The following is a 24,079-nucleotide window of genomic DNA, read 5'->3' as shown; positions in this document are numbered from 1 at the left end:
GGATCCGACGATCATGACGCCCGAGACGCCGAATCAGCCCGAGACACCCGAGCCGTCGACGCCCGAGACGCCGAATCAGCCCCGGACGCCGTCGAAGCGGGACCGCGCCGCCGCCCTGCCCGCCGACCTGCGGGAGGCGCTCCGGCTCCGGCTGGCCGGCCGCTCCGCCGCCGGGGCCGCCGCGACCGGCATCCCGCGCGCCGACCGCGACCGCCCGCTGCCGCCCTCCTCCGTCCAGCAGCGGCTCTGGTTCCTGGACCGGCTGCGCCCCGGCGACCCGCGCTACAACAGCGCGCTCGCCGTCCGCTTCGGCGGGCCGCTGGACGGTACGGCGCTCAGCGGCGCGCTGGCCGCCGTGGTCGCCCGGCACGAGGCGCTGCGGACCGTCTTCGAGGAGGCCGACGGCCGCCCGGTGCCGACCGTACGGCCGGCCGGGCCGGTGCCGCTGCCGGTCCGCGAGGTCGAAGGTGACGCCCTCGACGCGCTGCTGCTCGCCGAGTACTCCCGCCCCTTCGACCTGCGGCACGGCCCGCTGCTGCGCGCCCTGCTGCTCCGCGAGTCCGCACACTCGCACGTCCTGCTGCTGACCGCACACCACATCGTCACCGACGGCTGGTCGATGGGCGTCGTCCTGGACGAACTGTGCACCGCCTACCGGGCCCTGGCCCGCGGGGCGGAGCCGCAGCTGCCGCCCGTCGCCGTCCAGTACCCGGACTTCGCGGCCTGGCAGCGCGAGCAGCACTCCGGCGCCCGGGCGGACAGACAGCTGGCCCACTGGAAGCAGGCCCTGGCCGGAGCGGTGCCGCCCGAACTGCCGCTGGACCACCCCCGGCGCGGCGAGGAGGCCGGCCCCGGCGCCGTCCACACCTTCACCGTCCCCGCCGCGCTCACCGCCCGACTGCGTGAGCTCGCCGCCGAGCAGCACGGCACCCTGAACACCGCCCTGACGGCCGGCGTCCAGGCGCTGCTGGCCCGCTGGTCCGGCCGACCGGACGTCACCGTCGGCTCCCTGACGCCCGGGCGCACCCGCACCGAGCTGGAGCGGGCCGTCGGCTGCTTCGTCAACACGGTCGCGCTGCGCACCCGGGTCGACCCGGCCGACGGCTTCCGCGCGCTGCTGGCGGCCGCCGCCGCGACCGGCAACGACGCCCTCGCGCACGGCGACACGCCCTTCGAGCGGGTCGTCGAGGCGGTCGGAGCGCCCCGCGAGGCCGGCCGCAACCCGCTGTTCGACGTCCTGGTGCTGCTGCACCCCGCGCCGCCCGCGGCCACCGCCCCGGCCGGCACCGCGATCACCCCGGTGGAGGTGCCCCGGCAGGCCGCCACCTTCGACCTCAGCGTGGAGTTCGTCCCCGACGGCGAGGCGCTCACCGGCCTGCTGGAGTACCGCACCGACCTGCTCGACCCGGCCACCGCCCGGCGCACCGCCGACCAGCTGCTGCGGCTGCTGGCCGGCGCCGCCGCCGAGCCGGACCGCCCGCTCGGCACCCTGCCGCTGCTCTCCCCGGAGCAGACCCGGCAGGTCGTCCACGACTGGAACGCCACCGCCCGGCCGGTGGAGCCCGTCACCCACCCCGAGCTGGTGCAGCGCCGGGCCGCCCTGACCCCCGACGCCCCCGCCCTGGTCGCCGGGGGCGAGGAGTTGAGCCTCGCCGAGCTCAACCGCCGCGCCAACCGGCTCGCCCACCGGCTGATCGCCCGCGGCATCGGCCCCGAACGGCTGGTCGCCCTACACCTGCCGCGCACCGCCGACTTGATCACCGCGATCCTCGCCGTCTGGAAGACCGGCGCCGGCTACCTCCCGCTGGATCCGGCGCTGCCCGCCGAACGCGTGGAGTTCCTGCTCGCGGACGCCCGCCCGGCCCTCGTCCTGGACGAGGCGGCGCTGCGCGCGCTGCCCGCGGACGGCCCCGCCACCGACCCCGGCGACGCCGACCGCACCGCCCCGCTGGACCCGTCCAACACCGCCTACGTGCTGTACACCTCCGGCTCCACCGGCCGCCCCAAGGGCGTCGCCGTCCCGCACGGCGCCCTGGCCAACCTGCTCGCGGCCCACCGGACCGGCTTCGTCGCCGAGGCCGGCGGCGGCCCGCTGCGGGTCGCGCTGACCGCCTCGTTCTCCTTCGACACCTCGCTGGAGGGCGTGCTGCTACTGGCCGACGGCCACCCGCTGCACCTGGTCGACGAGACCACCCGGATGGACCCGGCCGCCCTGGTCGAGTACGTGGTCCGCCACCGCATCGACTTCCTCGACCTGACCCCCTCCTACCTGCGCCAACTGCTGCCCGCCGGGCTGCTCGACGACCCCCGGCACCGCCCCCGGGTGCTGATGCTCGGCGGCGAGGCCGTCGGCCCCCGGCTCTGGCGCGAACTCGCCGCCCGCCCGGACGTCGCCGCGTACAACTACTACGGCCCCACCGAGTGCACCGTCGACGCGCTGGCCTGCCGGATCACCGCCGGGGACCGCCCGCTGATCGGCCGTCCGCTGCCCAACCTGCGGGCGTACGTCCTGGACGACCGGCTCCAGCCGGTGCCGCCCGGGGTCGGCGGCCAGCTCCACCTGGCGGGCGCCCAGCTCGCCCGCGGCTACGCCGGCCGCCCCGGGCTGACCGCCGCCCGCTTCACCGCCGACCCGTACGGGCCGCCCGGGGCCCGGATGTACCGCACCGGCGACCTGGCCCGCTGGACGGCCGACGGACGCCTGGAGTACCTCGGGCGCGCCGACGACCAGGTCAAGGTGCGCGGCCACCGGATCGAGCCCGGCGAGATCGAGGCGGCGCTGCTCGACCTGCCCGGCGTCGCCGCGGCCGCCGTCGCCGCCCCGGCCGACCGGCACGGCCACCTCCGGCTGGCCGCCTACCTGGTCTTCGCCGAGGGCGCCGCCCGGCCCGCGGCCGAGCTGCGGGCGGCCCTGCGGCGCACCCTGCCCGACCACCTGGTGCCCTCCTCCTTCACCACGCTGGCCGCCCTGCCGCTCACCACCAGCGGCAAACTGGACCGCCGCGCCCTGCCCGCCCCCGAAGTCGGCGCCACGGAAAGGGAGTTCGTCGCCCCGCGGACCCCCGAGGAGGAGACCCTGGCGGCGATCTGGGCCGAGGTGCTGGGCGTGCCCCGGGTCGGCGTTACCGACAACTTCTTCGAGCTCGGCGGCGACTCCATCCTGAGCATCCAGGCCGTCTCCCGGGCCCGCGCGGCCGGGCTGCTGATCGGCTCCCAGGACGTCTTCCGCCACCAGACCGTCGCCGACCTGGCCAGCGCCGCCCGCCCGGCCGTCGCCCCGGCCGGCACCCCCGCCCCCGCGCCGCACCGGGCGGCCGGACCGGCCCCGCTCACCCCGGTCCAGGACTGGTTCCTCGCCGCCCACGGCCCGCTGCGCCACTTCACCATGTCGATGCTGCTCGACCTGCCCCGGCGGCTCGACGAAGCCGCCCTGGACGCGGCGCTGCGGGCGCTGGTCGCCGTCCACCCGGCGCTGCGCACCCGCTTCACCCACGGCCCGGACGGCTGGCGGCAGCAGCCGGTGGACGCCCCGGACACCGGACCGCTCAGCACCGCCGACCCGGCCCTCGACCCGGCCGAGGCCGCCGACGCCGCCCGCGCCGCCCTCGACCCGGCCACCGGCACCCTGCTGCGCGCCGTGCTGTTCCGCGCCGTCGGCGACGCCCGCCCCCAGCTGGTGCTGACCGCCCACCACCTCGCCGTGGACAGCGTCTCCTGGCGGGTGCTGCTCGCCGACCTCGAACGGGCCTACCGGCAGGCCGAGTCCGGCGCCGGGCCCCGGCCGGAGCCCGAAGCCACCCCGTTCACCGACTGGGCGCACCGGCTGGCCGAGCACGTCCGCTCCGGCGCGCTCGACCGGGACCTGCCGTACTGGACCGCCGAGCTCGGGCGGCCCGCCCGCCCGCTGCCCGTCGACCGCCCCGGCGTCCCGACCGCCGGCTCCGTCCGCACCCTGCGCACCCGGCTGGACGCCGCCACCACCGAGGCCCTGCTGCGCAGCGTCCCCGAGGTCTACCGCACCCAGGTCAACGACGTGCTGCTGAGCGCCCTCGGCCGGGCCCTCGGCGACTGGACCGGCGCGCCGGAGGTGACCGTCGCCCTGGAGGGCCACGGCCGCGAGGACCTGTTCGACGGCCTCGACCTCGCCCGTACGGTCGGCTGGTTCACCACCCGCTACCCCGTCACCCTCGCCCCCGCCGGCCCGGCCGGCGCCCCCGACTGGGCCGCGACCCTCAAGCGGGTCAAGGAGGGGCTGCGGGCCGTCCCGCACCGGGGCCTGAGCTTCGAGGCACTGGCCCGGCTGCGCCAGGACGACCCGGCCGCCCGCGCCCTGCGGGACGTCCCGCTGCCCCAGGTGTGCTTCAACTACCACGGCCAGTGGACCGCCCCCGCCGACGGCGACTTCGCCCCCGCCGGCCCGGCGCCCGGCCGGGACCTCGCCCCCGACGCGCCGCTGGACCACCTGCTGGACGTCTCCGCCGTGGTCGCCGACGGCGAGCTGGAACTCACCTGGCACTACAGCGACGAGGTGCACGAGCGCGCCACCGTCCAGGCCCTCGCCGAGGCCACCGCCGCTGCGCTGACCGCCGTCGTCGAGCACTGCGCCCGCCCCGGCGCGGGCGGGCGCACCCCCTCCGATTACCCGCTCGCCGGGCTGGACCAGGCGGCCCTGGACCGGATCGTCGGGGACGGCCGCGACGTCGAGGACCTGCTGCCGCTCACCCCGCTCCAGGAGGGCATGCTCTTCCACCGCCTGGTCGGCGGCCCCGACGACGTCTACCTGGACCAGGCCGACCTGCTGCTGGAGGGCGTCACCGACCCGCAGGCCTTCGCCCTCGCCTGGCAGCGGGTCGCCGACCGCACGCCCGCGCTGCGCACCTCGGTGGTCTGGGAGGGCGTGCCCGCCCCGCTGCAGGTGGTGCGCCGCGGCGTCCGGCTGCCCGTCACCGACCTCGACCTGCGGGCCCTCGACCCGGAGGAGCGCGCCGAACGCCTGGAGCGGCTGCGCGCCGAGGACCTCGCCCGGGGCCTGGACATCGCCACCGCGCCGCTGACCAGGCTCACCCTGGTCCGGCTGCCGGAGGCCCGGCTGCACCTGCTGTGGACCTCGCACCACCTGATCCTGGACGGCTGGAGCCTCGCCCAGGTGCTCACCGAGGTGTTCGAGGAGTACGCCGCCCTCACCACCGGCACGACTCCCGCCCCGGCGGTGCGCCGCCCCTTCGGCGACTACGTCCGCTGGCTGGCCGCCCAGGACACCGGGGCCGCCCGGGCGTACTGGCGCGGTGTGCTGACGGGCTTCGCCGACGCCACCCCGCTGCCCGCCGACCGCGTCCGGCGCGGCGCCCACCGGGCCCGCTCGGCCGAGAGCCACCGGACGGGCCTGTCCGAGCGGGACTCCGGGCGGCTGGCCGACGCCGCCCGCCGGGCCGGGCTCACCCTGGGCACCGTGGTGCAGGGCGCCTGGGCGCTGCTGCTCGCCCGGTACGCCGGCGAGCCGGACGTGCTGTTCGGGACGACGGTCTCCGGCCGCCCCGAGGAACTGCCCGGCGTCGAGTCGATGATCGGCATGTTCATCAACACCCTGCCCACCCGGGTCCGGGTGGAGAGCGGGCGCACCGCCGCCGACTGGCTGCGCGGGCTCCAGGACGCCCAGGCCGGGGCCCGGCGGCACGCCGCCGTCTCCCTGGCCGAGCTCACCGGGTACAGCGAACTGCCGCCCGGCGCCGCGCTGTTCGACAGCATCGTCGCCTTCGAGAACTACCCCTTCGACGACGCCCGCGCCGCCGGCACCGGGGTGCGCCTGGCCGCGGTCTCCGCCCGGGACGCCACCAACTTCCCGCTGGTGCTGCGCGCCCACCAGGGCGAGCGGTTCGGCTTCGAACTCGCCTACGACCCGGAGCTGTTCGACGCCGACACCGTCCGCACCCTGGCCGGGCGGCTGCGCCTGCTGCTCACCGGGCTGGCCGACGGCCTGGACCGGCCGCTGCGCGAACTGCCCTGGACCACCGCCGAGGAACGCCGCCGGGCCGCCGGGCCGGCGGGCGCCCACGGCCGCCCCGACCGCACCCTGGTCGACCTCTTCGAGGCCCAGGCCGCCCGCACCCCGCAGGCCGAGGCCGTCAGCTGCGGCGCCGAACGCCTCGACTACGCCACGCTGGACGCCCGGGCCGCCCGGCTCGCCCACCGGCTGGCCGAACTCGGCGCCGGGCCCGAGCGGTTCGTCGCCCTCGCGCTGCCCCGCACGGCCGAGCTGGTGGTGGCCGTACTCGCCGTCCTCAAGACCGGAGCGGCGTACCTGCCGCTCGACCCGGGACTGCCCGATGAGCGCCGCGCCGAACTGCTCGGCGACGCCGCCCCGGTGGCCCTGGTGACGCTCACCGACGTCCGCGCGGCCGTCCCCGTCCTCCCGCTGGCCGACCCGGCCGTGCGCGCCGACCTGGACCGCCGCCCGGCCGCCCCGCTCGGCCCCCGCCACCGCCCGCTGCCCGACAGCCCCGCCTACGCCATCTACACCTCCGGCTCCACCGGCCGCCCCAAGGGCGTCGTGGTGCCGCACGCCAACGTGGTCCGGCTGTTCCAGCACACCCGGGAACTCCTCGACTTCGGCCCGCGGGACGTCTGGACGCTGTTCCACTCCTACACCTTCGACTTCTCGGTCTGGGAGCTGTGGGGCCCGCTGCTGCACGGCGGCCGACTCGTCGTGGTGCCCGAGGGCACCGCCCGCTCCCCGGAGGAGTTCCTCGGGCTGCTCGCCGACGAGGGCGTCACCGTGCTCAGCCAGACCCCGTCCGCGTTCCACCCGCTGGTCCGCGCCGACGCCGAACACCCCGAGCTGTCACGGCGGTTGGCCCTGCGCACGGTGGTCTTCGGCGGCGAGGCGCTGGACGCCACCCGGCTCACCGACTGGTACGCCCGCCACCCCCAGGACGCGCCGCGCCTGGTCAACATGTACGGCATCACCGAGACCACCGTGCACGTCACCCACGCCCCGCTGGACGAGGCCACCGCCGCGGCCGGCGGCCCGGCCCCGATCGGCGAGGGCCTGGCCGACCTGCGGCTGTACCTGCTGGACGCCGACCTCGCGCCCGTCCCCCCGGGCGCGGTGGGCGAGCTGTACGTGGCGGGGGAGGGCCTGGCCCGCGGCTACCTCGACCGGCCCGGGCTGACCGCCACCCGCTTCCTCGCCGACCCCTTCGGCGCCCCCGGCACCCGGATGTACCGCACCGGCGACCGGGCCCGCCGCTCGTCCGACGGCAGCACCCTGCACTACCTGGGCCGGGCCGACCAGCAGGTCAAGATCCGCGGCTACCGGATCGAACCCGGCGAGATCGAGGCCGCCCTGCTCGCCCACCCCGGCGTCGGCGAGGCCGCCGTGGGCGTGCACCAGGACGCCGCCGGCACCCGCCGGCTGGTGGCCCACGTCGTCGCCGGGCAGGGCGCGGCCGAGCCGCCGTCCGCCGCCGAGCTGCGCGCCCACCTGGAGCGGCGACTGCCCGCCTACCTGGTGCCCGCCGCCTACCTGCCGATGGCGGCGCTGCCGCTCACCCCCAACGGCAAGCTCGACCGGCGCGCGCTGCCCGCCCCCGGCCCGCAGGGCTACCCGGGCACGGCCGGCCGGGCGCGCACCGCGCCGGGCACCCCGGCCGAGCGGCTGGTCGCGCGGGCCTGGGCGGCGGTGCTGGACACCGGCGAGATCGGCGCCGAGGACGACTTCTTCGCCCTCGGCGGCGACTCCATCCTCGCCGTCCGGGCCACCGCCCGGCTGCGCGAGGCCTTCGGGCGCGCCGACCTCTCGCCCCGGCTGCTCTTCGACCACCCCGTGCTGGCCCGGCTGGCCGAGGCCCTCGCCGCCGCCGGGGCAGGGGAGCCCGCCGGGGCCTCCGGCCCGGCCGTCATCCCGGTGCTGCCGGACGGCGACGCCGGGGCGCCGCTGTCGTACGCCCAGCAGCGGCTCTGGTTCCTCGACCGGTTCGAGCCGGGCGGCACCGCGTACACCACGCTGTCCGTGCTGCGGCTGCGCGGGACGCTCGACCGCGGCGCGCTTGTCACGGCCCTGGACGGCCTGGTCGAGCGGCACCCGGCGCTGCGCACCACCTTCGCCGAACGGGACGGCCTGGCACGGCAGTCGGTGCACCCGCCGCACCCCGTCGAACTGCCCTGCGAGGACCTCGACCCGGCCGCGGTGGACGCCCTGCTGGAGCGGATCGCCGCCACCCCCTTCGACCTGGCCGCCGGCCCGCTGCTGCGCGCCCGGCTGGCCCGGACCGCCGAGCGCGAGCACCTGCTCGTCCTGGCGGTGCACCACATCGTCACCGACGGCTGGTCGATCGGCGTGCTCGGCCGGGACCTCGCCGAGCTGTACGCCGCCGCGCTCACCGGCCGCCGCCCCCGACTGCCCGAACTGCCCGTCCGCTACACCGACTTCGCCGCCTGGCAGCGGAGCCGCGGCGACCGCGCCGAGGCCGAACTCGACCACTGGCGCCAGGTGCTGGCCGGGCTGCCGCCGCTGGAGCTGCCCACCGACCGGCCCCGCCCGGCCGTCCGCGGCACGGACGGCGCGCTGGTCACCTTCACCCTGCCCGCCGGGCTGACCTCCCGGCTGCGCGAGCGCGGCCGGGAGGGCGACGGCACCCTCTACACCGTGCTGCTGGCGGCCTGCCAGGTGCTGCTGGCCCGCTGGTCCGGACAGCGGGACTTCGCCGTCGGCACCGTCACCTCCGGCCGCGAGCAGGGCGAACTCCACGACGTGGTCGGGATGTTCGTCAACACCCTGGTGCTGCGCGGTACGGTCCGCCCCGAGGAGCCGTTCCGCGCCCTGCTGGCCCGGGCCCGCAGCACCCTGCTCGACGCCCTCGCCCACCAGGAGGTGCCCTTCGAACGGCTGGTGGACGCCCTCCAGCCCGAGCGGGACACCAGCCGCACCCCGCTGTTCCAGGTCATGGTGGCCCTGCACAACCTCGGCGCCGAGGCGCCCCGGCTGCCCGGACTGACGGTGGAGCCGGTGACCCCGCCGGTGCGCGGCGCCACCTTCGACCTCTCCTTCGACTTCGTCGAACACGACGGCGGCCTCACCGGCCACCTGGAGTACAGCACCGGACTGTTCGACGCCCGCACCGCCGGGCAACTGGCCGCGCGGCTGACCGTCCTGCTGGAGGCCGTCGCCGACCACCCGGACACGCCGGTCGGCGCCCTGCCGCTGATGACCGCCGAGGAGCGCGAACGCACCCTGCGCCAGGGCCGCGGCGAACCGCTGCCCGAGGATCCCGCCACCACCCTGCCCGCCCTGTTCGAGGCCCAGGCGGCCCGCACCCCGCACACCACCGCCCTGGTCGCCCGGGACGCCACCCTCGACTTCGCCGCCCTCAACGCCCGCGCCAACCGGCTGGCCCGCCACCTGGTCGCCCTCGGCGCCGGTCCCGAACGGCTGGTCGCGGTCCGGCTGCCGCGCACCTCGGAGCTGGTGGTGGCGCTGTTCGCGGTGCTCAAGGCGGGCGCCGCGCTGCTCTTCGTCGACCCGGAGCTGCCCGCGGAACGGGCCGCCCGGCTGCTCGACGACGCCCGCCCGCAGGCCGTGCTGACCGAGCGGACCCTGCGCGGGGCGCTCTGGCAGGCCCTGCCCGACCACGACCTGACCGACGCCGAGCGGACCGCCCCGCTGGACCCGTCCAACACCGCCTACGTGGTCTTCACCTCCGGCTCCACCGGCCGCCCCAAGGGCGTCGCCGTCGAACACCGCCAGCTGGCCAACCTCTGCCGCGACCACCGGCTCGGCCTGGTCGAGCCGCACACCGGCGACGGCGGGCGGCTGCGGGTCGCGCTCAGCGCCTCCTTCTCCTTCGACACCAGCTGGGAGGGCCCGCTGCTGCTCGCCCTCGGCCAGGAACTCCACCTGATCGACGAGGACGTCCGGCTGGACCCGCGGGCCTTCTGCGCCCAGGTCGCCGACCGCCGCCTCGACCTGGTCAACGTCACCCCGTCCTTCCTGCGCGAACTCACCGCCGCCGGACTGCTCGACCCCGGCCGCCGCCACCCCCGGCTGCTGCTGGTCGGCGGCGAGGCCGTGCCCGCCGCCACCTGGCGGCAGCTCGCCGCCGCCCGCGCCGAACTGGGCGTCACCGCCTACAACGTGTACGGGCCCACCGAGTGCACCGTCGACGCCACCTGGGCCCGCTGCGCCGACCACCCCGAGCGCCCCGTCATCGGCCGCCCCGGCCGGGGCCTCGGCGCCCACCTGCTGGACGGCGCGCTGCGCCCGGTGCCGCCCGGCATGCCGGGGGAGCTGTACCTGACGGGCGCCCAGGTCGCCCGCGGCTACCTGAACCGGCCCGGGCTGACCGCCGCCCGCTTCCTCGCCGACCCGTACGGCCCGCCCGGCGCCCGGATGTACCGCACCGGCGACCTCGCCCGCCGGGACGCCCACGGGCAGCTGGAGTTCCTCGGCCGGGCCGACGAACAGGTCAAGATCCGCGGCTTCCGGATCGAACCCGGCGAGGTGGAGGCCGCCCTGCTGACCCACCCGGACCTCGCCGACTGCGCGGTGGCCGCGCGCGAGCACGCCGGGCGCACCCTGCTGGTCGGCTACCCCGTGCCGGCCGCCGACCGGGTGCCGCCCGCCGACGAACTGCGGGCCTGGCTGCGGCGCACCCTGCCCGACCACCTGGTGCCCGCCGCCTTCGTCCCGCTGGCCCGGATCCCGCGCACCACCAGTGGCAAGACCGACCGGCGCGCCCTGCCCGCACCGCCCGCCCAGCCCGACCGGTCCACCCCGTACGTCGCCCCGGCGCCCGGCACCGAGGAGCGGCTCGCCGCGATCTGGGCCGAGGTGCTCGGCGTCGAACGGGTCGGCGCCCGGGACAACTTCTTCGCGCTCGGCGGCGACTCCATCCTGAGCATCCAGATCGTCTCCCGGGCCCGGACCGCCGGGCTGGCGCTGACCACCAAGGACGTCTTCCGGCACCAGAGCGTCGCCGAACTCGCCCTGCACGCCCGGGAGATGACGGCCGCAGCGGAAACGGCGGAGCCCGCGCCCGCCGAGGCGCCGCTCACCCCGATCCAGCACTGGTACCTGGACGCCCGCCGCCCCGGCGAGCCGCTGCGCTTCACCATGACCCAGCGCCTGGAACTGGCCCCCGGCACCGACCCGGCGGCCCTGCGCGCCGCCGTCCACGCCCTGGTGGAGCACCACCCGGCGCTGCGCACCCGCTTCCGGCCCGGCGCGGCCGGCTGGCGCCAGCAGGTGGACGGGCAGCCGCCGGACGGCCTGTTCACCCACCACCCGGCGGCCGGCCTCGACGCCGCCGCGCTGGAGGCCGAGGTGCAGCGCACCACCGAGGCCGCCCAGCGCTCGCTCGACCCGGTCGGGGGCCGCACCGTCCGCGCCCTGTTCTTCGACCGCGGCGAGCGGCGGCCCGGCCAACTCGTCCTCACTGTGCACCACTTGGCCGTCGACGGGGTCTCCTGGCGGATCCTGCTGGCCGACCTCGAAACCGCCTACCGCGCGGCCCGCACCGGCGCCCCGGTCGAGCTCCCGCCGGAGGGCACCACCCACGGCCGGTGGGCCGCCCGACTGGAGCGGCACACCCGCGCGGGCGCCCTGGACGGCCACACCGGGTATTGGACCCGCACCGGCGCGGCCCCGGCCGGGCTGCCCGCGGGCCGCCCCGGCGCCAACACCCACGCCACCGCCGCCACCCTCACCGTCACCCTGGACCGCGCGACCACCCAGGCCCTGCTGCGCGGGGCGCCCGCCGCCTACCGCACCCAGGTCAACGACGTGCTGCTCAGCGCCCTGGGCCGCACCCTGGCCCGCTGGTGCGGCCGGGACGAGGTGCTGATCGGCGTCGAGGGGCACGGCCGCGAGGACCTCTTCGACGGAGTGGACCTCTCCCGGACGGTCGGCTGGTTCACCGCCGAGTTCCCGCTCGCCCTGCGCGTCGACCCGGCGGCGGGCTGGCACGACACCCTGCGCGCCGTCAAGGAGCAGCTGCGCGCCGTCCCGCTGCGCGGCCTCAGCCACGGCGCCCTGCGCCACCTGCACCCGGACGGCCCGCTGGCCGGCGGCGCGGCCCCGCAGGTCGGCTTCAACTACCACGGCCGCTTCGACGCAGGCGCCAGCGCAGGCGCCGAGGGCCTGGTCCGCGGCACGCTGCCCCCGGCCGGGCGCGACACCGACCCGGACGAGCCGCGCCCCTACCTGCTGGAGGTCACCGGCGCGGTCCAGGACGGCCGCCTCGAAGTGGGCTGGACCTACCCCGCGGAGATCTACGACGGGGCTACCGTCCGCGGCCTCGCCGAGGAGCTGCGCACCGCCCTGCGCGAACTGGCCGAGCACTGCGCCCGGCCCGGTGCCGGCGGGCACACCCCCTCGGACTTCCCGCTGGCCGGCCTCGACCAGCCGCAGCTGGACCGGCTGGTGGGCGACGGTCGCGCGGTCGAGGACGTGCTGCCGCTGACCCCGCTGCAGTCCGGCATGCTCTTCCACGGGCTGGTGGACGCCGACGGCGCCTACGTCGACCGGATCGCGGTGCGCCTCGCCGGGGTCGCCGACCCGCGGGCCTTCGCCGCCGCCTGGCAGCAGGTCGCCGACCGCACCCCGGCGCTGCGCTCCGCCGTGCACTGGCGCGGCCTGCCGCACCCCGTCCAACTGGTCGCCGCGCACGCCGAGTTGCCCGTACGCCAGCTCGACCTCCGCGACCTGGGCCCGCAACAGCGGGAGGCCGAGACCGAACGGCTGCTGGCCGAGGAGCGGGCCACCCCGATGGAGCTGACCACCGCGCCCCTCACCCGCCTCACCCTGGCCGCCCTGCCCGGCGAGGAGGTGCTGCTGCTGTGGTCCACCCACCACCTGATCCTGGACGGCTGGAGCACCGGCCACCTGCTCACCGAGGTCTGCGAGGAGTACGCCGCGCTCACCGGCGGCCCCCAGGCGCCCCGGCCGGTCCGCCGCCCGTTCGCGGACTTCCTGGGCTGGCTGCGCGAGCGCGACCTGCCCGCCGCCGAGGCGCACTGGAGCGCCGCCCTGGACGGCTTCACCGCCCGCACCCCGCTCCCGTACGACCGCCGCCCGACCGGGGCCCACCGGGCCCGCTCCGGCGCCGCCGTCCACCGCGCCCTGGACGGGCCGCTGTCCGCCCGGCTGCGCGAGCGGGCCGCCGCCGCCGGACTGACCGTCAACACCGTGGTGGAGGGCGCCTGGGCGCTGCTGCTGGCCCGCCACGGCGGCGGCGAGGACGTGGTCTTCGGCACCACCGTGTCCGGGCGACCGGCCGACCTGCCCGGCGTGGAGTCGATGATCGGCCTGTTCATCAACACCGTGCCCACCCGGGTCACGATCCCGACGGGCGGCGTGCGGCCCTGGCTGCGCGGGCTCCAGGACCGCCAGAGCGAGGCCCGCGCCTTCGACCACCTGGCCCTGTCCCGGATCCAGGCCCTGAGCGAACTGCCCGCCGGGGAGCCGCTGTTCGACAGCATGCTGGTCTTCGAGAACTACCCCGTCGACGAATCCGCCGAGGCCCGCACCGGGGTCCGGGTGGTCGAGGTGCGCGCCGACGACGCCACCACCTTCCCCTGGTGCCTGCGCGCCCACCTGGGCGAGCGGCTCGGCTTCGACCTGGCCTACGACCCCGCGCTGTTCGACCACCGGACGGCCCGGGACGCCGCCGACCGGCTGCTCCTGCTGCTCACCGGCCTCACCGCGGCACTCGCCGACGGCCAGGACGGCGACCTCGACGCGCTGGAACTGCTCACCCCCGCCGACCGCGCGCAACTGGCCGCCTGGCACCCCACCGCCCGCCCGGTAGAACCCCGCAGCCCGCTGACCGTCCTCGCCGGACACGTCCGGCGCACCCCCGACGCCCCCGCCGTGCGCGAGGGCGAGCGGCTCCTGACGTACCGCCAGCTCGACCAGTGGTCCGACCGCCTCGCCGCCCGGCTGCTCGCCGCGGGCCCGGCCGCCGAGGAGCGGATCGCGCTGGAGCTGGAGCGCTCGACCGAGCTGGTGGTCGCCCAACTGGCCGTCCTCAAGGCGGGCGGCGCCTATCTGCCCGTCGACCTCCGGGCCCCCGAGGAGCGCCGCCGCACCCTGCTCGCCCGGGCCGGCGCCACCCGGCGGCTCACCGCCGAGCTGGTCGCCGCCGCCCGCACCGACCCGGCGCCCGGCCAGCTGCCGCCCGCCGACCCCGAGCAACTGGCGTACGTGATGTACACCTCCGGCTCCACCGGTGAGCCCAAGGCGGTGGCCGTCCGGCACCGCGACGTGGCCTCGCTCGCCACCGACAGCCGCTTCGCCGACGGCCGCTGCGCCCGGGTGCTGCTGCACTCCCCGGTGGCCTTCGACGCCGCCACCTTCGAGGTGTGGGCCCCGCTGCTGACCGGCGGCTGCGTGCTCGTCGCCCCCGCCGGGCCGGTGGACGCGGCGCTGCTGCGCCGGCTGGCCGGGCGGGCCGGGCCGACCGCGCTGTGGCTCACCGCCGGGCTCTTCCGGCTGCTCGCCCAGGACGCCCCGGACTGCTTCGCCGGGCTGCGGACGCTGTGGACCGGCGGCGACGTGGTGCCCGCCGCCGCCGTCCGCCGGGTGCTGGCCGCCTGCCCCGGGCTGACCGTGGTGGACGGCTACGGGCCGACCGAGACCACCACCTTCGCCACCGCCCACGAACTCGCCGACCCGGCCGCGGTGCCCGACCCGGTGCCCATCGGCCGCCCGCTGGACGACCGGCGCGTCCACGTCCTGGACCACCGGCTGCGGCCCGTCCCGCCCGGCTGCGCGGGCGAGCTGTACCTGGCCGGCGAGGGCGTGGCCCGCGGCTACCTCGGCCGCCCCGGCGCGACCGCCGCCCGCTTCCTCGCCGACCCGTCCGGCCCGCCCGGCGCCCGGATGTACCGCACCGGGGACCTGGCCCGCCGCCGCCCCGACGGCACCGTCGAGTTCCTCGGCCGGGCCGACGACCAGCTGAAGATCCGCGGCTTCCGGGTCGAGCCCGCCGAGGTGGAGGCCGCACTCGCCGCCCACCCGGGGGTGACCGACGTCGCCGTCGTCGCCCGCACCGACCGGCCCGGCACCCGCCGGCTGGTCGCCTACACCGTCGGCGCCGTCGACCCCGGGGAACTGCGGGACTTCGCCGCCCGCACCCTGCCCGACTACCTCCTCCCGGCCGCCTTCGTCCCGCTCGACGCCCTCCCGCTGAGCCGCAACGGCAAGGTCGACCGCGCCGCGCTCCCCGCGCCGGAGCAGCGGCACGCCGCCGGACGCGCCGAGCGGGTCGAGCCGCGCACCGCGGCCGAACGCCGCGCCGCCGAGGTCTTCGGCGAGGTGCTGGGCATCCGGCCGCCCGGGGTGACCGAGGGCTTCTTCGCGCTCGGCGGCGACTCCATCCTCAGCATCCGGCTCGCCGGCCGGCTGTCCGAAGCCCTCGGCGCCGAGCTCACGCCCCGCGCGGTGTTCGACCACCCGACCCCGGCGGCACTGGCCGAACTGGCCGAACAGCTCACCCGGCGGTCCGGCCCGGCCCGCCCGCCGGTCGCCCCGGTCGCCCCGGTCGCCCCCGTCGTCCCGGTCGCCCGCGACGGCGCGGCGCCGATGTCCTACGCCCAGCAACGCCTCTGGTTCCTGGAGGAGTTCGCGCCCGGCGGAGCCGAGTACGTGACCGCGCTCGCGCTGCGGCTGCGCGGCCCGCTGGACCAGGACGCCCTCGGCGCGGCACTGACCGCCCTGGCCGCCCGGCACGAGTCGCTGCGCACCACCTTCGACGCCGTCGACGGCCACGGCGTCCAACGCGTCCACCCGCCGCAGCCCGTCCCGCTGCCCCGCCACGACCTCGCCCAACTCCCGCCCGGGGAGCGGGAGGAGGCGCTGCGCGCCCTGCTCGCCGCCGAACGCGCCCGCCCCTTCGACCTGCGCCGCGGCCCGCTGCTGCGCCCCGCACTCATCCGGCTCGCCGACCACGACCACGTGCTGGCCCTCACCCTGCACCACATCGTCACCGACGGCTGGTCCAACGCCGTCCTGCTCACCGACCTGGCCCACCTCTACCGCGCCGCACTCGACCCCGCCCAGCCGCCGCTCGCCCCGCTGCCGGTGCAGTACGCCGACCACGCCCACTGGCAGCGCGGCATCGACGCCACCGACCAACTCGCCTACTGGAAGCGACAGCTGGCGAACCTCGAAGCACTCCGGCTGCCGCTCGACCGGCCCCGCCCGACGGTCCGCACCAGCACCGGGGGCACCGTCCGGCTCGACCTGCCCGCGGACACCGCCCGGCGGCTCGCCCGGATCGGCCGGGACGGCGACACCACCCTGTTCACCACCCTGGTCGCCGCCGCCCAGGCCTACCTGGCCCGGCTCAGCGGCGACCAGGACGTCGCCGTCGGCACCGTCACGGCCGGCCGCGAACGCCCCGAGATCCAGCGGCTGATCGGCTTCTTCGTCAACACCCTGGTGCTGCGCTCCCGGGTCGAACCCCGGCAGCCCTTCGCCGCCTTCCTCGCCGACGTCCGGCAGACCGTACGGGACGCCTTCGCCCACCAGGACGTGCCCTTCGAGCGGGTGGTCGACGAGGTGCAGCCGGTGCGCGACACCAGCCGCAGCCCGCTCTTCCAGGTCCTGGTCGTCCTGCAGAACACCCCGTCGGCCGAACCCGACCTGCCAGGGCTGGAGGTGACGGACGTCGAGACCGACAGCACCGGGACGGCCTTCGACCTGGTGCTGGAGTTCGCCCGGGCCGGGTCCGGCGCACTGCACGGCCTGCTCACCTACAACACCGACCTCTTCGAGCCCGCCACCGCCGAGCGGATGGCCGAACAGCTCACCACCCTGCTGACCGCCGTCGCCGAGGACCCGCGGTGCCCGCTCGGCTCCCTGCCGCTGGCCGGCGCCGACCGCCTGGCCGCCGAACTGGCCCTGGCCCGCAGCGAGTTCCGCCCGGTGCCGGCCGCGACCCTGCCCGAGCTGTTCGAACGGCAGGCGGCCCGCACCCCGGACGCGCCCGCCCTGCTCGACGGCGACCGGGTGATCGGCTACGCCGAACTGGACCGGGCGGCCAACCGGCTGGCCCACCGGCTGATCCGGGACGGCGTCGGACCGGAGCGGCTGGTCGCCCTCGCCCTGCCCCGCTCGGCCGCCGCGGTGGTCGCCCAGCTCGCCGTCGCCAAGGCCGGCGGCGCCTTCCTCCCGGTCGACCCCGACTACCCGGCCGCCCGGCGGGAGTTCATGGTCCGCGACGCGGGCGCCGCCGTCGTGCTCGACGACCCCGCCCGGGTGTGGGCCGCCGACGGCCCGGACACCGCCCCCACCGACGCCGACCGCACCGAAGCCCTCACCCCCGCGCACCCGGCGTACGTCGTCTACACCTCCGGCTCCACCGGCACCCCCAAGGGCGTGCTGGTCACCCACGCCGGACTCGCCGCCTTCGCGGCCGCCGCCGCCGAGCAGTACGCCGTCGGCCCCGGCGACCGGGTGCTCCAGTTCGCCTCGCCCAGCTTCGACGCCTCCGTGCTGGAACTGTGCATCTCCCTGCTCAGCGGCGCCGCGCTGGTCACCGGCGAGGACGGCCCGCTGGTCGGTGAACGCCTCGCCGAGGCCCTGGCCGGCCGCCGGATCAGCCACGCCCTGATCCCCCCGGCGGCCCTGGCCACCCTCGAACCCGGGAGCGCCGCCGCACTGCCCGGACTGCGCACCCTGGTGGTCGGCGCCGAGGCCTGCCCCGCCGACCTGGTCGACACCTGGGCCCCCGGCCGCCGGATGGTCAACTCCTACGGCCCCACCGAGGCCACCGTGGTCGCCACCTGGACCGGCCCGCTCACCCCCGGCACCGGCACCGCCCCCGCCATCGGCCACCCCAGCGGCGCCACCCGGGCCTACCTGCTCGACGCCGCCCTGCGCCCCGTCCCGCCCGGGGTGACCGGCGAACTCCACCTGGCCGGCCCCGGCCTGGCCCGCGGCTACCTCGGCCGCCCCGGCCTGACCGCCGCCCGCTTCCTGCCCGGCCCGTACGGCGCCCCCGGCGAGCGGATGTACCGCACCGGGGACCTCGCCCGCCGCGACGCCGACGGCCAACTCCGCTACTGCGGCCGCGCCGACGACCAGGTCAAGCTGCGCGGCTTCCGGATCGAACCGGGCGAGATCGAGAGCGCGCTGCGCCGCAGCCCGCTGGTGCGCGACGCCGTCGTCACCGTCCGCACCGACGCCCCCGGCGGCGGCCGGCTGGTCGCCTACGTCGTCCACACCGACCCGGCCGCAGCCGACCTCGACCCGGCCGGCACCGCCCTCGACCTGCGCGCCCGGCTCGCCGAGACGCTGCCGCCGCACCTCGTCCCCGCCGTCTTCGTCCCGCTGGAGCGGCTGCCGCTCACCCCCAACGGCAAGACCGACCGCCGGGCCCTGCCCGACCCCGGCCCGGTCCGCGCCGCGGCCGGCCCGCACCGCCCGCCGGGGACCGACACCGAACGCCGGATCGCCCGGATCTGGGCCGACGTGCTCGGCGTCGAACAGGTCGGCGCCGACGACAACTTCTTCCTGCTCGGCGGCGACTCCATCCTCAGCATGCAGGTGGTGTCCCGGCTGCGCCGCGACGGCCTCCACCTGGCCACCCGCGACCTCTTCACCCACCAGACCGTCGCCGAACTCGCCACCGTGGTGCGCGCCGCCGCCGAGCGCGCCGACGACGGCCCGGTCACCGGCGCCGTACCGCTCACCCCCATCCAGGAGTGGTTCCTCACCACCCCGCGCGCCGCCCACCACCACTTCAACCAGTCGGCGCTGCTCGAACTCGGCCCCGACCCGGACCGCGCGGCCCTGCGCGCCGCCCTGGACGCCCTGCTGGAGCACCACGACGCGCTGCGGATGCGCTTCACCCGGGACGCCTCCGGCTGGCGGCAGTTCAACCCGCCGCCGGCCCGCACCGAGGACCTCCTCGTCCACCACGACCTCACCGGCCAGTCCGCCGAATCCGCCGACGCCGCCCTCGCCAAGGCCGCCGACGAGCTGCACGGCGGCTTCGGCCTGGCCCGCGGCCCGCTGCTGCGCGCCGCCCTGTTCACCGGCGAACCGGACCGCCCGCCGCTGCTCCTGCTGGTCGCCCACCACCTGGTGGTCGACGCCGTCTCCTGGCGGGTGCTGCGCGACGACCTGGAGAGCGCCTACCGGCAGGCCCGCGAGGGCGCCCCGATCGACCTGGGGGAGCGCGGCACCTCCTTCCGGGACTGGGCGCAGCGGCTCGCCGCCCACGTCGCCGGGGGCGGCCTCGACCACGAACTCCCCTACTGGGAGGAGGCGGTGACCGCCCGCGCCGAACCCCCCGCACGCCCCGCCGAGGGGGCCGGCGGCGAGACCGCCGCAGTCACCGTGGAACTCGACGAGGCGGACACCGAGGCCCTGCTGCGGGCCGCCCCGGCCGCCTACCGCACCCGGGTCAACGACGTGCTGCTCGCCGCCCTCGCCCTGGCGCTGGCCCGCTGGACCGGACAGCCGCGGATCCGGCTCGACCTGGAGGGCCACGGCCGCGAGGACCTGCTGGAGGGCGTCGACCTGTCCCGTACGGTCGGCTGGTTCACCACCGTCCACCCGGTCGGCCTCGACGTCCCCGCGCCCGAACAGCTCGGCCCCGACCGGGACTGGCGCGCCCTGGTCAAGGCGATCCGCCGCCAACTGCGCGCGGTGCCCGGCAACGGGCTCGGCTTCGGCGCCCTGCGCACCTTCGGCCCGCCCGAGGTCCGCGAACGACTCGCCGCCGCCGCCCACGGCCAGGTCGTCTTCAACTACCTCGGCCAGTGGGACGCCCGGCCCGAGGCCGGCGGCGACGGCCTGGTCCGTGCCGAACTGGGCTCCTGCGGCCAGGACCACGACCCCCGCGACCCCGGCTCCCACCCGCTGGAGGTGGTCGGCGCCGCCCAGCGGGGCCGGCTCGCCTTCACGTGGCACCACCGACCCGCCGTCCACGACCCGGCCGAAGTGCGCCGGGCGGCCGAGGAGTTCGCCGAGGCGCTGCGCCAGATCGCCCGGCACGCCCGGCAGGGGCGGCGGGACCGGTAGGGCCGCTGACCCGCTGACCCGCTGACCCACTGACCCGCAACAACCCGCGAGAGAGAGGCAGGAACGACATGGACGAGAACACCCGCTTCCAGGTGCTGCGCAACGACGAGGAGCAGTACTCCCTCTGGCCGGTCGACCTCGACGTCCCGGCCGGCTGGCAGCCCGTCGGCAAGGAGGGCACCGAGGCGGAGTGCTCCGCCTACGTCGACGAGGTGTGGACCGACATGCGGCCGCGCAGCCTGCGCGAGCGCATGGAGAACGCCGGATCCTGAGCCACCGCCCCACGACTACCCGAAGGAGCCCACCGTGACCCCCGTGCTGCGCACCGAACGCCTGGAGTTCATCCCCTACCGGCCCGAGGACGAGGACGCCTTCGTCGCCCTGCTCCGCAACGCGGAGGTCTGCCGCTGGATGGGCCAGGACCTGGTGCCCGAACCGCAGATCCGCACGCTGTTCCGCGCGATCCTGAGCGATGTGTACCCGCAGAGCCTCTTCGACGTCTGGGGCCTGTGGGCGGACGGCGCCTACGCGGGCCACGCGGAGGTGAAGCGGACCGGCAACGTCGACGGCCACGAGCTGGTCGCCGCCCTCGTCCCCGAGTTCTGGGGCCGCGGCCTGGGTACCGAGGTGGTCCGCGGCCTGGTCCGCTACGCCGCCGACGACCTGGGCCTCAAGGAGGTCTACGGCCTGGTGGGCGCCGGGAACACCCCGAGCCTGGCGCTCTGCGAGAAGCTGGGCTTCCGCCACCTGCGCGACTCGGTCGACGAGGACGGCACGGTGGCGAAGGTGGTGGTGCTCTCCACGGCCGACGCGCGCTGACGCGCCGAGCGGCCCCCGGCGCGGACCTGCGCGCCGGGGGCCGCGGGGGCTCGGTCGGTCACGGAGTGGCGCCGGTGCCGATCTTCCGGCAGTCGGGGCCGCCGACGCCGTAGCCGAGAGGAGTCCCGCTGCCGTAGTACCAGTCGCTGTACCCCTGGCAGGTGTAGCCGTTCCAGGTCAGGTAGAAGCCGGCCTCGTAGGTCTCGCTGCCGGTGCTGTAGATGCTCTGGCTGCCGGCGTCCCACCACTCGACGCCGGCCGGGTTGTAGTGGTGCATCCCGGGGTCGTTCGACGCGGCGCTGACGATCCAGGTCTGACTGCTGGCGGACGCGACCTGTGAGACCCACAGGTCCTTGAAGTGGAATTCCGCGTAGGCCCGCTTCTGGCAGAAGTCGAACCCCTGGTAGAAGGTCCCGAGGTCGTACCCGGCGTTGGTGACGACCTCCATCACGTGGCCGACGGTCTCGGTGCAGGTGCCCGCCTGCGCGGCGGGCGCCGCCGCCAGGCCGACGGTGGAGCCGGCCGCGAGGGCGATGGCGACCAGGGTGGACTTGATCCTCAACTTCATTGTCCCGCCTATGGTGTGACGAGCAATCAGATAGTTCTCATGATGGCGCGCACGCGTCAGCCCTGACAAGGGTCGCGACGCGCCGGTGCTCCTGGGCTCCGGTGCTCCGGCGCCCGTTGTCGGTGCCGTGTGGCAGGGTGGCGGGCATGGCACTCATCCCTGACGGGCGGCCGTTCCCGCCGCCGCACGCCGACGAACGCACCACGCTGGAGAGTTGGCTGGAGTTCCAGCGGGCGACGCTGGTGCAGAAGGTCTCCGGGCTCGACGACCGGCAGGTGCGGCTGGCCTCCGTGTCGCCGTCCACGCTGACGCTGCTCGGCCTGGTGCAGCACCTCACCGAGGTCGAACGCACCTGGTACCAGCGGGTGTTCGCCGGTCGGACGGTGCCGCCGGTGTACGGCCCGGAGAACCCGGACGGCTACCGGCTGGACCCGGCCCGGGGGATGGCCGAGGCGCTGGCCACCTGGCGGGCCGAGACCGAGCGCGGCCGCGAGCTGACCGCGGGGGCGCCGCTGGAGACGGCGGGCGCGCTGTCGGAGCGGGTCGCCGGGATCGTCGGCTCGGACACCGTCTCGCTGCGCTGGGTGCTGGTGCACCTGATCGAGGAGTACGCCCGCCACAACGGACACGCCGACCTGTTGAGGGAGAGTATCGACGGCGTCACGGGCGTCTGACGGGCACCGGCGCCGGCCGAGCGGTCGGCCGGGGGAGTCGCAGGGCCAGCAGCGCGCCCGCCACCGCGACCGCGGTCGTCGCCAGGGCGACCGGGGCGAGCGCCGCGCCGGGTGCGGTACGGCCGGCGACGGTGGTGGCGAGCGCGACGCCCAGGGCCGGTCCGATGTTCATCACGGTCTGCTGGAGGCCCCCGGCGACACCGGACTCGGCGCCGGACACCCCTCGGACGACGGCCGAGGTCGCGGTCGCCATCACCGCGCCGAGGCCGCCGCCGAGCAGCAGGAAGCAGCAGCCGGTGGCGGCGCTGCCCGAGTCCGGGCCCAGCCGGCCGGTGAGCAGGGTGCCCGCGGCGATCAGCGCCATGCCCGCGAGCACGGTGGCGCGCACCCCGTGACGCCTCGCCAGCCAGGCCGAGGCGGGCGCGCCCACGATCATCGCCGCCGCGAGCGGCAACCCCCGCAGGGCGTTGTGCAGCGGGTCGAGCCCGAGCACCTCCTGGAGGTAGTAGGTCGCGGGGAAGACCGTGCCGAGCACCGCCGCCGAGGCCGCGAGCAGGACGCCGAGCGCCGGGCCCACGGCCCGTGAGCGGAGCAGCGCGGGCGGCAGCAGCGGCCAGGCGGTGCGGCGCTCGTGCCGGGCGAGGGCGAGGGCGGCGAGTCCGGCCGCCGCGAGGCCGAGCGCCGTACCGGTCGACCACCCGTCGGTCGGCAGGGCGACCAGGGTGTGCACCAGGCAGACCAGGGCGATCGCCAGCAGGCCCGCGCCGGGCAGGTCGAGGCCCCCGGCCGCCGACTCGGTGCGGGCCTCGGGCACGGCGAGGGCCGCGACCAGGGCCGCCGCGGCGGGCAGCAGGCCGAGCAGGAAGACGGCCCGCCAGCCGAAGTGGGTGGTGAGCGCGCCGCCGATCAGCGGTCCGGCGGCGGCCGCGAGACCGACGGCGGCGGTGCGCACCGCGATCGCGCGGGGCAGCTGGTCGGCGGGCCAGACGGCCCGCAGCATGCCGATGGTCGCGGGCTGGAGCAGGGCGCCCGCGACGCCCTGGGCGACGCGCAGTGCGATCACCCAGCCGATGCCGGGCGCGAGGGCGATCGCGGTGGAGGTGGCGGCGAAGCAGACCACCCCGACGAGGAAGAGCCGCCGGTGGCCGTACCGGTCGCCGAGGCGCCCGGCGAAGACCAGCAGGGCGGCGACGGTGACCAGGTAGCCGGTGCTGGTCCACTGGACGGCTGCCAGGGAGGCGTGCAGGTCGCGCTGGAGGGTGGGCTGGGCGACGGTGAGCACGGTGCCGTCCACGGCGACCAGGACGGCGCCGGTGGTGCTCGCGGCGAGGGCGAGCGCCCGGCGGTGGCGGGGCGTCACCGGGCGGCCGGGCCGAGGTGGGCGTCCAGGGCGGCGCGCAGCAGTGGTTCGAGGCCGTCGTCGCCGGTGGCCAGCTGGAGGCTGCCCCAGGTGCGCAGCTGGGCCAGGCCGTGCAGGTTGGCCCAGAGGGCGGCGGTGGCGGCGGTCGGGTCGTCCGACTGCGGGTGGACCTCGGCGACCAGGCCGACGAAGGTCAGGAAGAGCGGCAGCGTGGAGCGGCGCAGGTCGCTGCCGCTGCCCTCCAGCAGGTCGTGCCGGAACATCAGCTCGAACATGCCGGGGTTGGCCGCCGCGAACCCGAGGTACGCGCGGGCGAGCGCCTCGATCCGGCTGCGTGGGTCGGCCCCGGTGGTGGCGGCGAGGGCGTCGGCGCCGGCCATGGAGTCGGTGAGCCGGCCGAAGCCGTGCCGGGCGACGGCGGCGAGCAGTTCGCGGTGGGTGGGGAAGTAGCGGCGCGGCGCCCCGTGGGAGACCCCGGCGCGGCGGGCGATCTCCCGCAGGCCGAGGGCGTGGACGCCCTCCTCGGTCACCAGCTCGATGCCGGCGGCCACCAGGCGGGCGCGCAGGTCGCGGTCCTGTTCGGTCATGGACACTGTCTACCGGATCTTCGTAGACAGTGTCTACTCACTGCC

7 protein-coding genes are annotated in these 24,079 nt (G+C 77.2%); 4 read left to right on the top strand and 3 right to left on the bottom strand.

Annotated features, from left to right (window positions below):
- Positions 1-13: 13 nt before the first annotated feature.
- The 3 genes from ACFVXG_RS02955 (at position 14) to ACFVXG_RS02945 (ending at position 20,845) form a co-directional block, all read left to right on the top strand.
- On the top strand, positions 14-20,026 hold the full coding sequence (locus tag ACFVXG_RS02955) for a non-ribosomal peptide synthase/polyketide synthase (protein WP_387923657.1): 20,013 nt from the start codon (positions 14-16) through the stop codon (positions 20,024-20,026).
- Between the two features lie 68 nt (positions 20,027-20,094).
- Positions 20,095-20,298 (top strand): MbtH family protein, encoded by a 204-nt coding sequence (locus ACFVXG_RS02950; protein WP_387923655.1) that lies wholly within the window; start codon positions 20,095-20,097, stop codon positions 20,296-20,298.
- Positions 20,299-20,332: 34 nt separating this feature from the next.
- The gene (locus ACFVXG_RS02945; RefSeq protein WP_387923653.1) at positions 20,333-20,845 is read left to right on the top strand and encodes a GNAT family N-acetyltransferase; all 513 of its coding nucleotides are present in this window, start codon (positions 20,333-20,335) and stop codon (positions 20,843-20,845) included.
- A 58-nt stretch (positions 20,846-20,903) separates the two neighbouring features.
- Here ACFVXG_RS02945 and ACFVXG_RS02940 read toward each other — a convergent pair whose 3' ends face one another.
- Positions 20,904-21,413, bottom strand: coding sequence for a hypothetical protein (locus ACFVXG_RS02940; protein WP_387923651.1), 510 nt, complete (start codon positions 21,411-21,413; stop codon positions 20,904-20,906).
- A gap of 146 nt (positions 21,414-21,559) precedes the next feature.
- Here ACFVXG_RS02940 and ACFVXG_RS02935 point away from each other — a divergent pair, with 146 nt between their 5' ends.
- Positions 21,560-22,087 carry a DinB family protein gene (locus tag ACFVXG_RS02935; protein WP_387923650.1) on the top strand — a complete coding sequence of 176 codons (528 nt, stop codon included), beginning with the start codon at positions 21,560-21,562 and terminating at the stop codon, positions 22,085-22,087.
- On the opposite strand, the gene ACFVXG_RS02930 is transcribed toward ACFVXG_RS02935, so the two are convergent.
- Together ACFVXG_RS02930 and ACFVXG_RS02925 are read right to left on the bottom strand one after the other, a co-directional pair.
- Positions 22,074-23,447, bottom strand: coding sequence for an MFS transporter (locus ACFVXG_RS02930; protein WP_387923648.1), 1,374 nt, complete (start codon positions 23,445-23,447; stop codon positions 22,074-22,076). The two genes, ACFVXG_RS02935 and ACFVXG_RS02930, sit on opposite strands and share 14 nt — an antisense overlap.
- Positions 23,444-24,034 carry a TetR/AcrR family transcriptional regulator gene (locus tag ACFVXG_RS02925; protein WP_387923646.1) on the bottom strand — a complete coding sequence of 197 codons (591 nt, stop codon included), beginning with the start codon at positions 24,032-24,034 and terminating at the stop codon, positions 23,444-23,446. Before ACFVXG_RS02925 ends, ACFVXG_RS02930 begins: the two co-directional genes overlap by 4 nt.
- Between the last annotated feature and the right edge of the window lie 45 nt (positions 24,035-24,079).

Origin of the sequence: Kitasatospora sp. NPDC058162 (assembly GCF_042884005.1) — a bacterium.
GTDB lineage: Bacteria > Actinomycetota > Actinomycetes > Streptomycetales > Streptomycetaceae > Kitasatospora.
The sequence above is the reverse complement of the archived record's forward strand: the minus strand, read 5'-3'. Positions and strand labels throughout refer to the sequence as shown.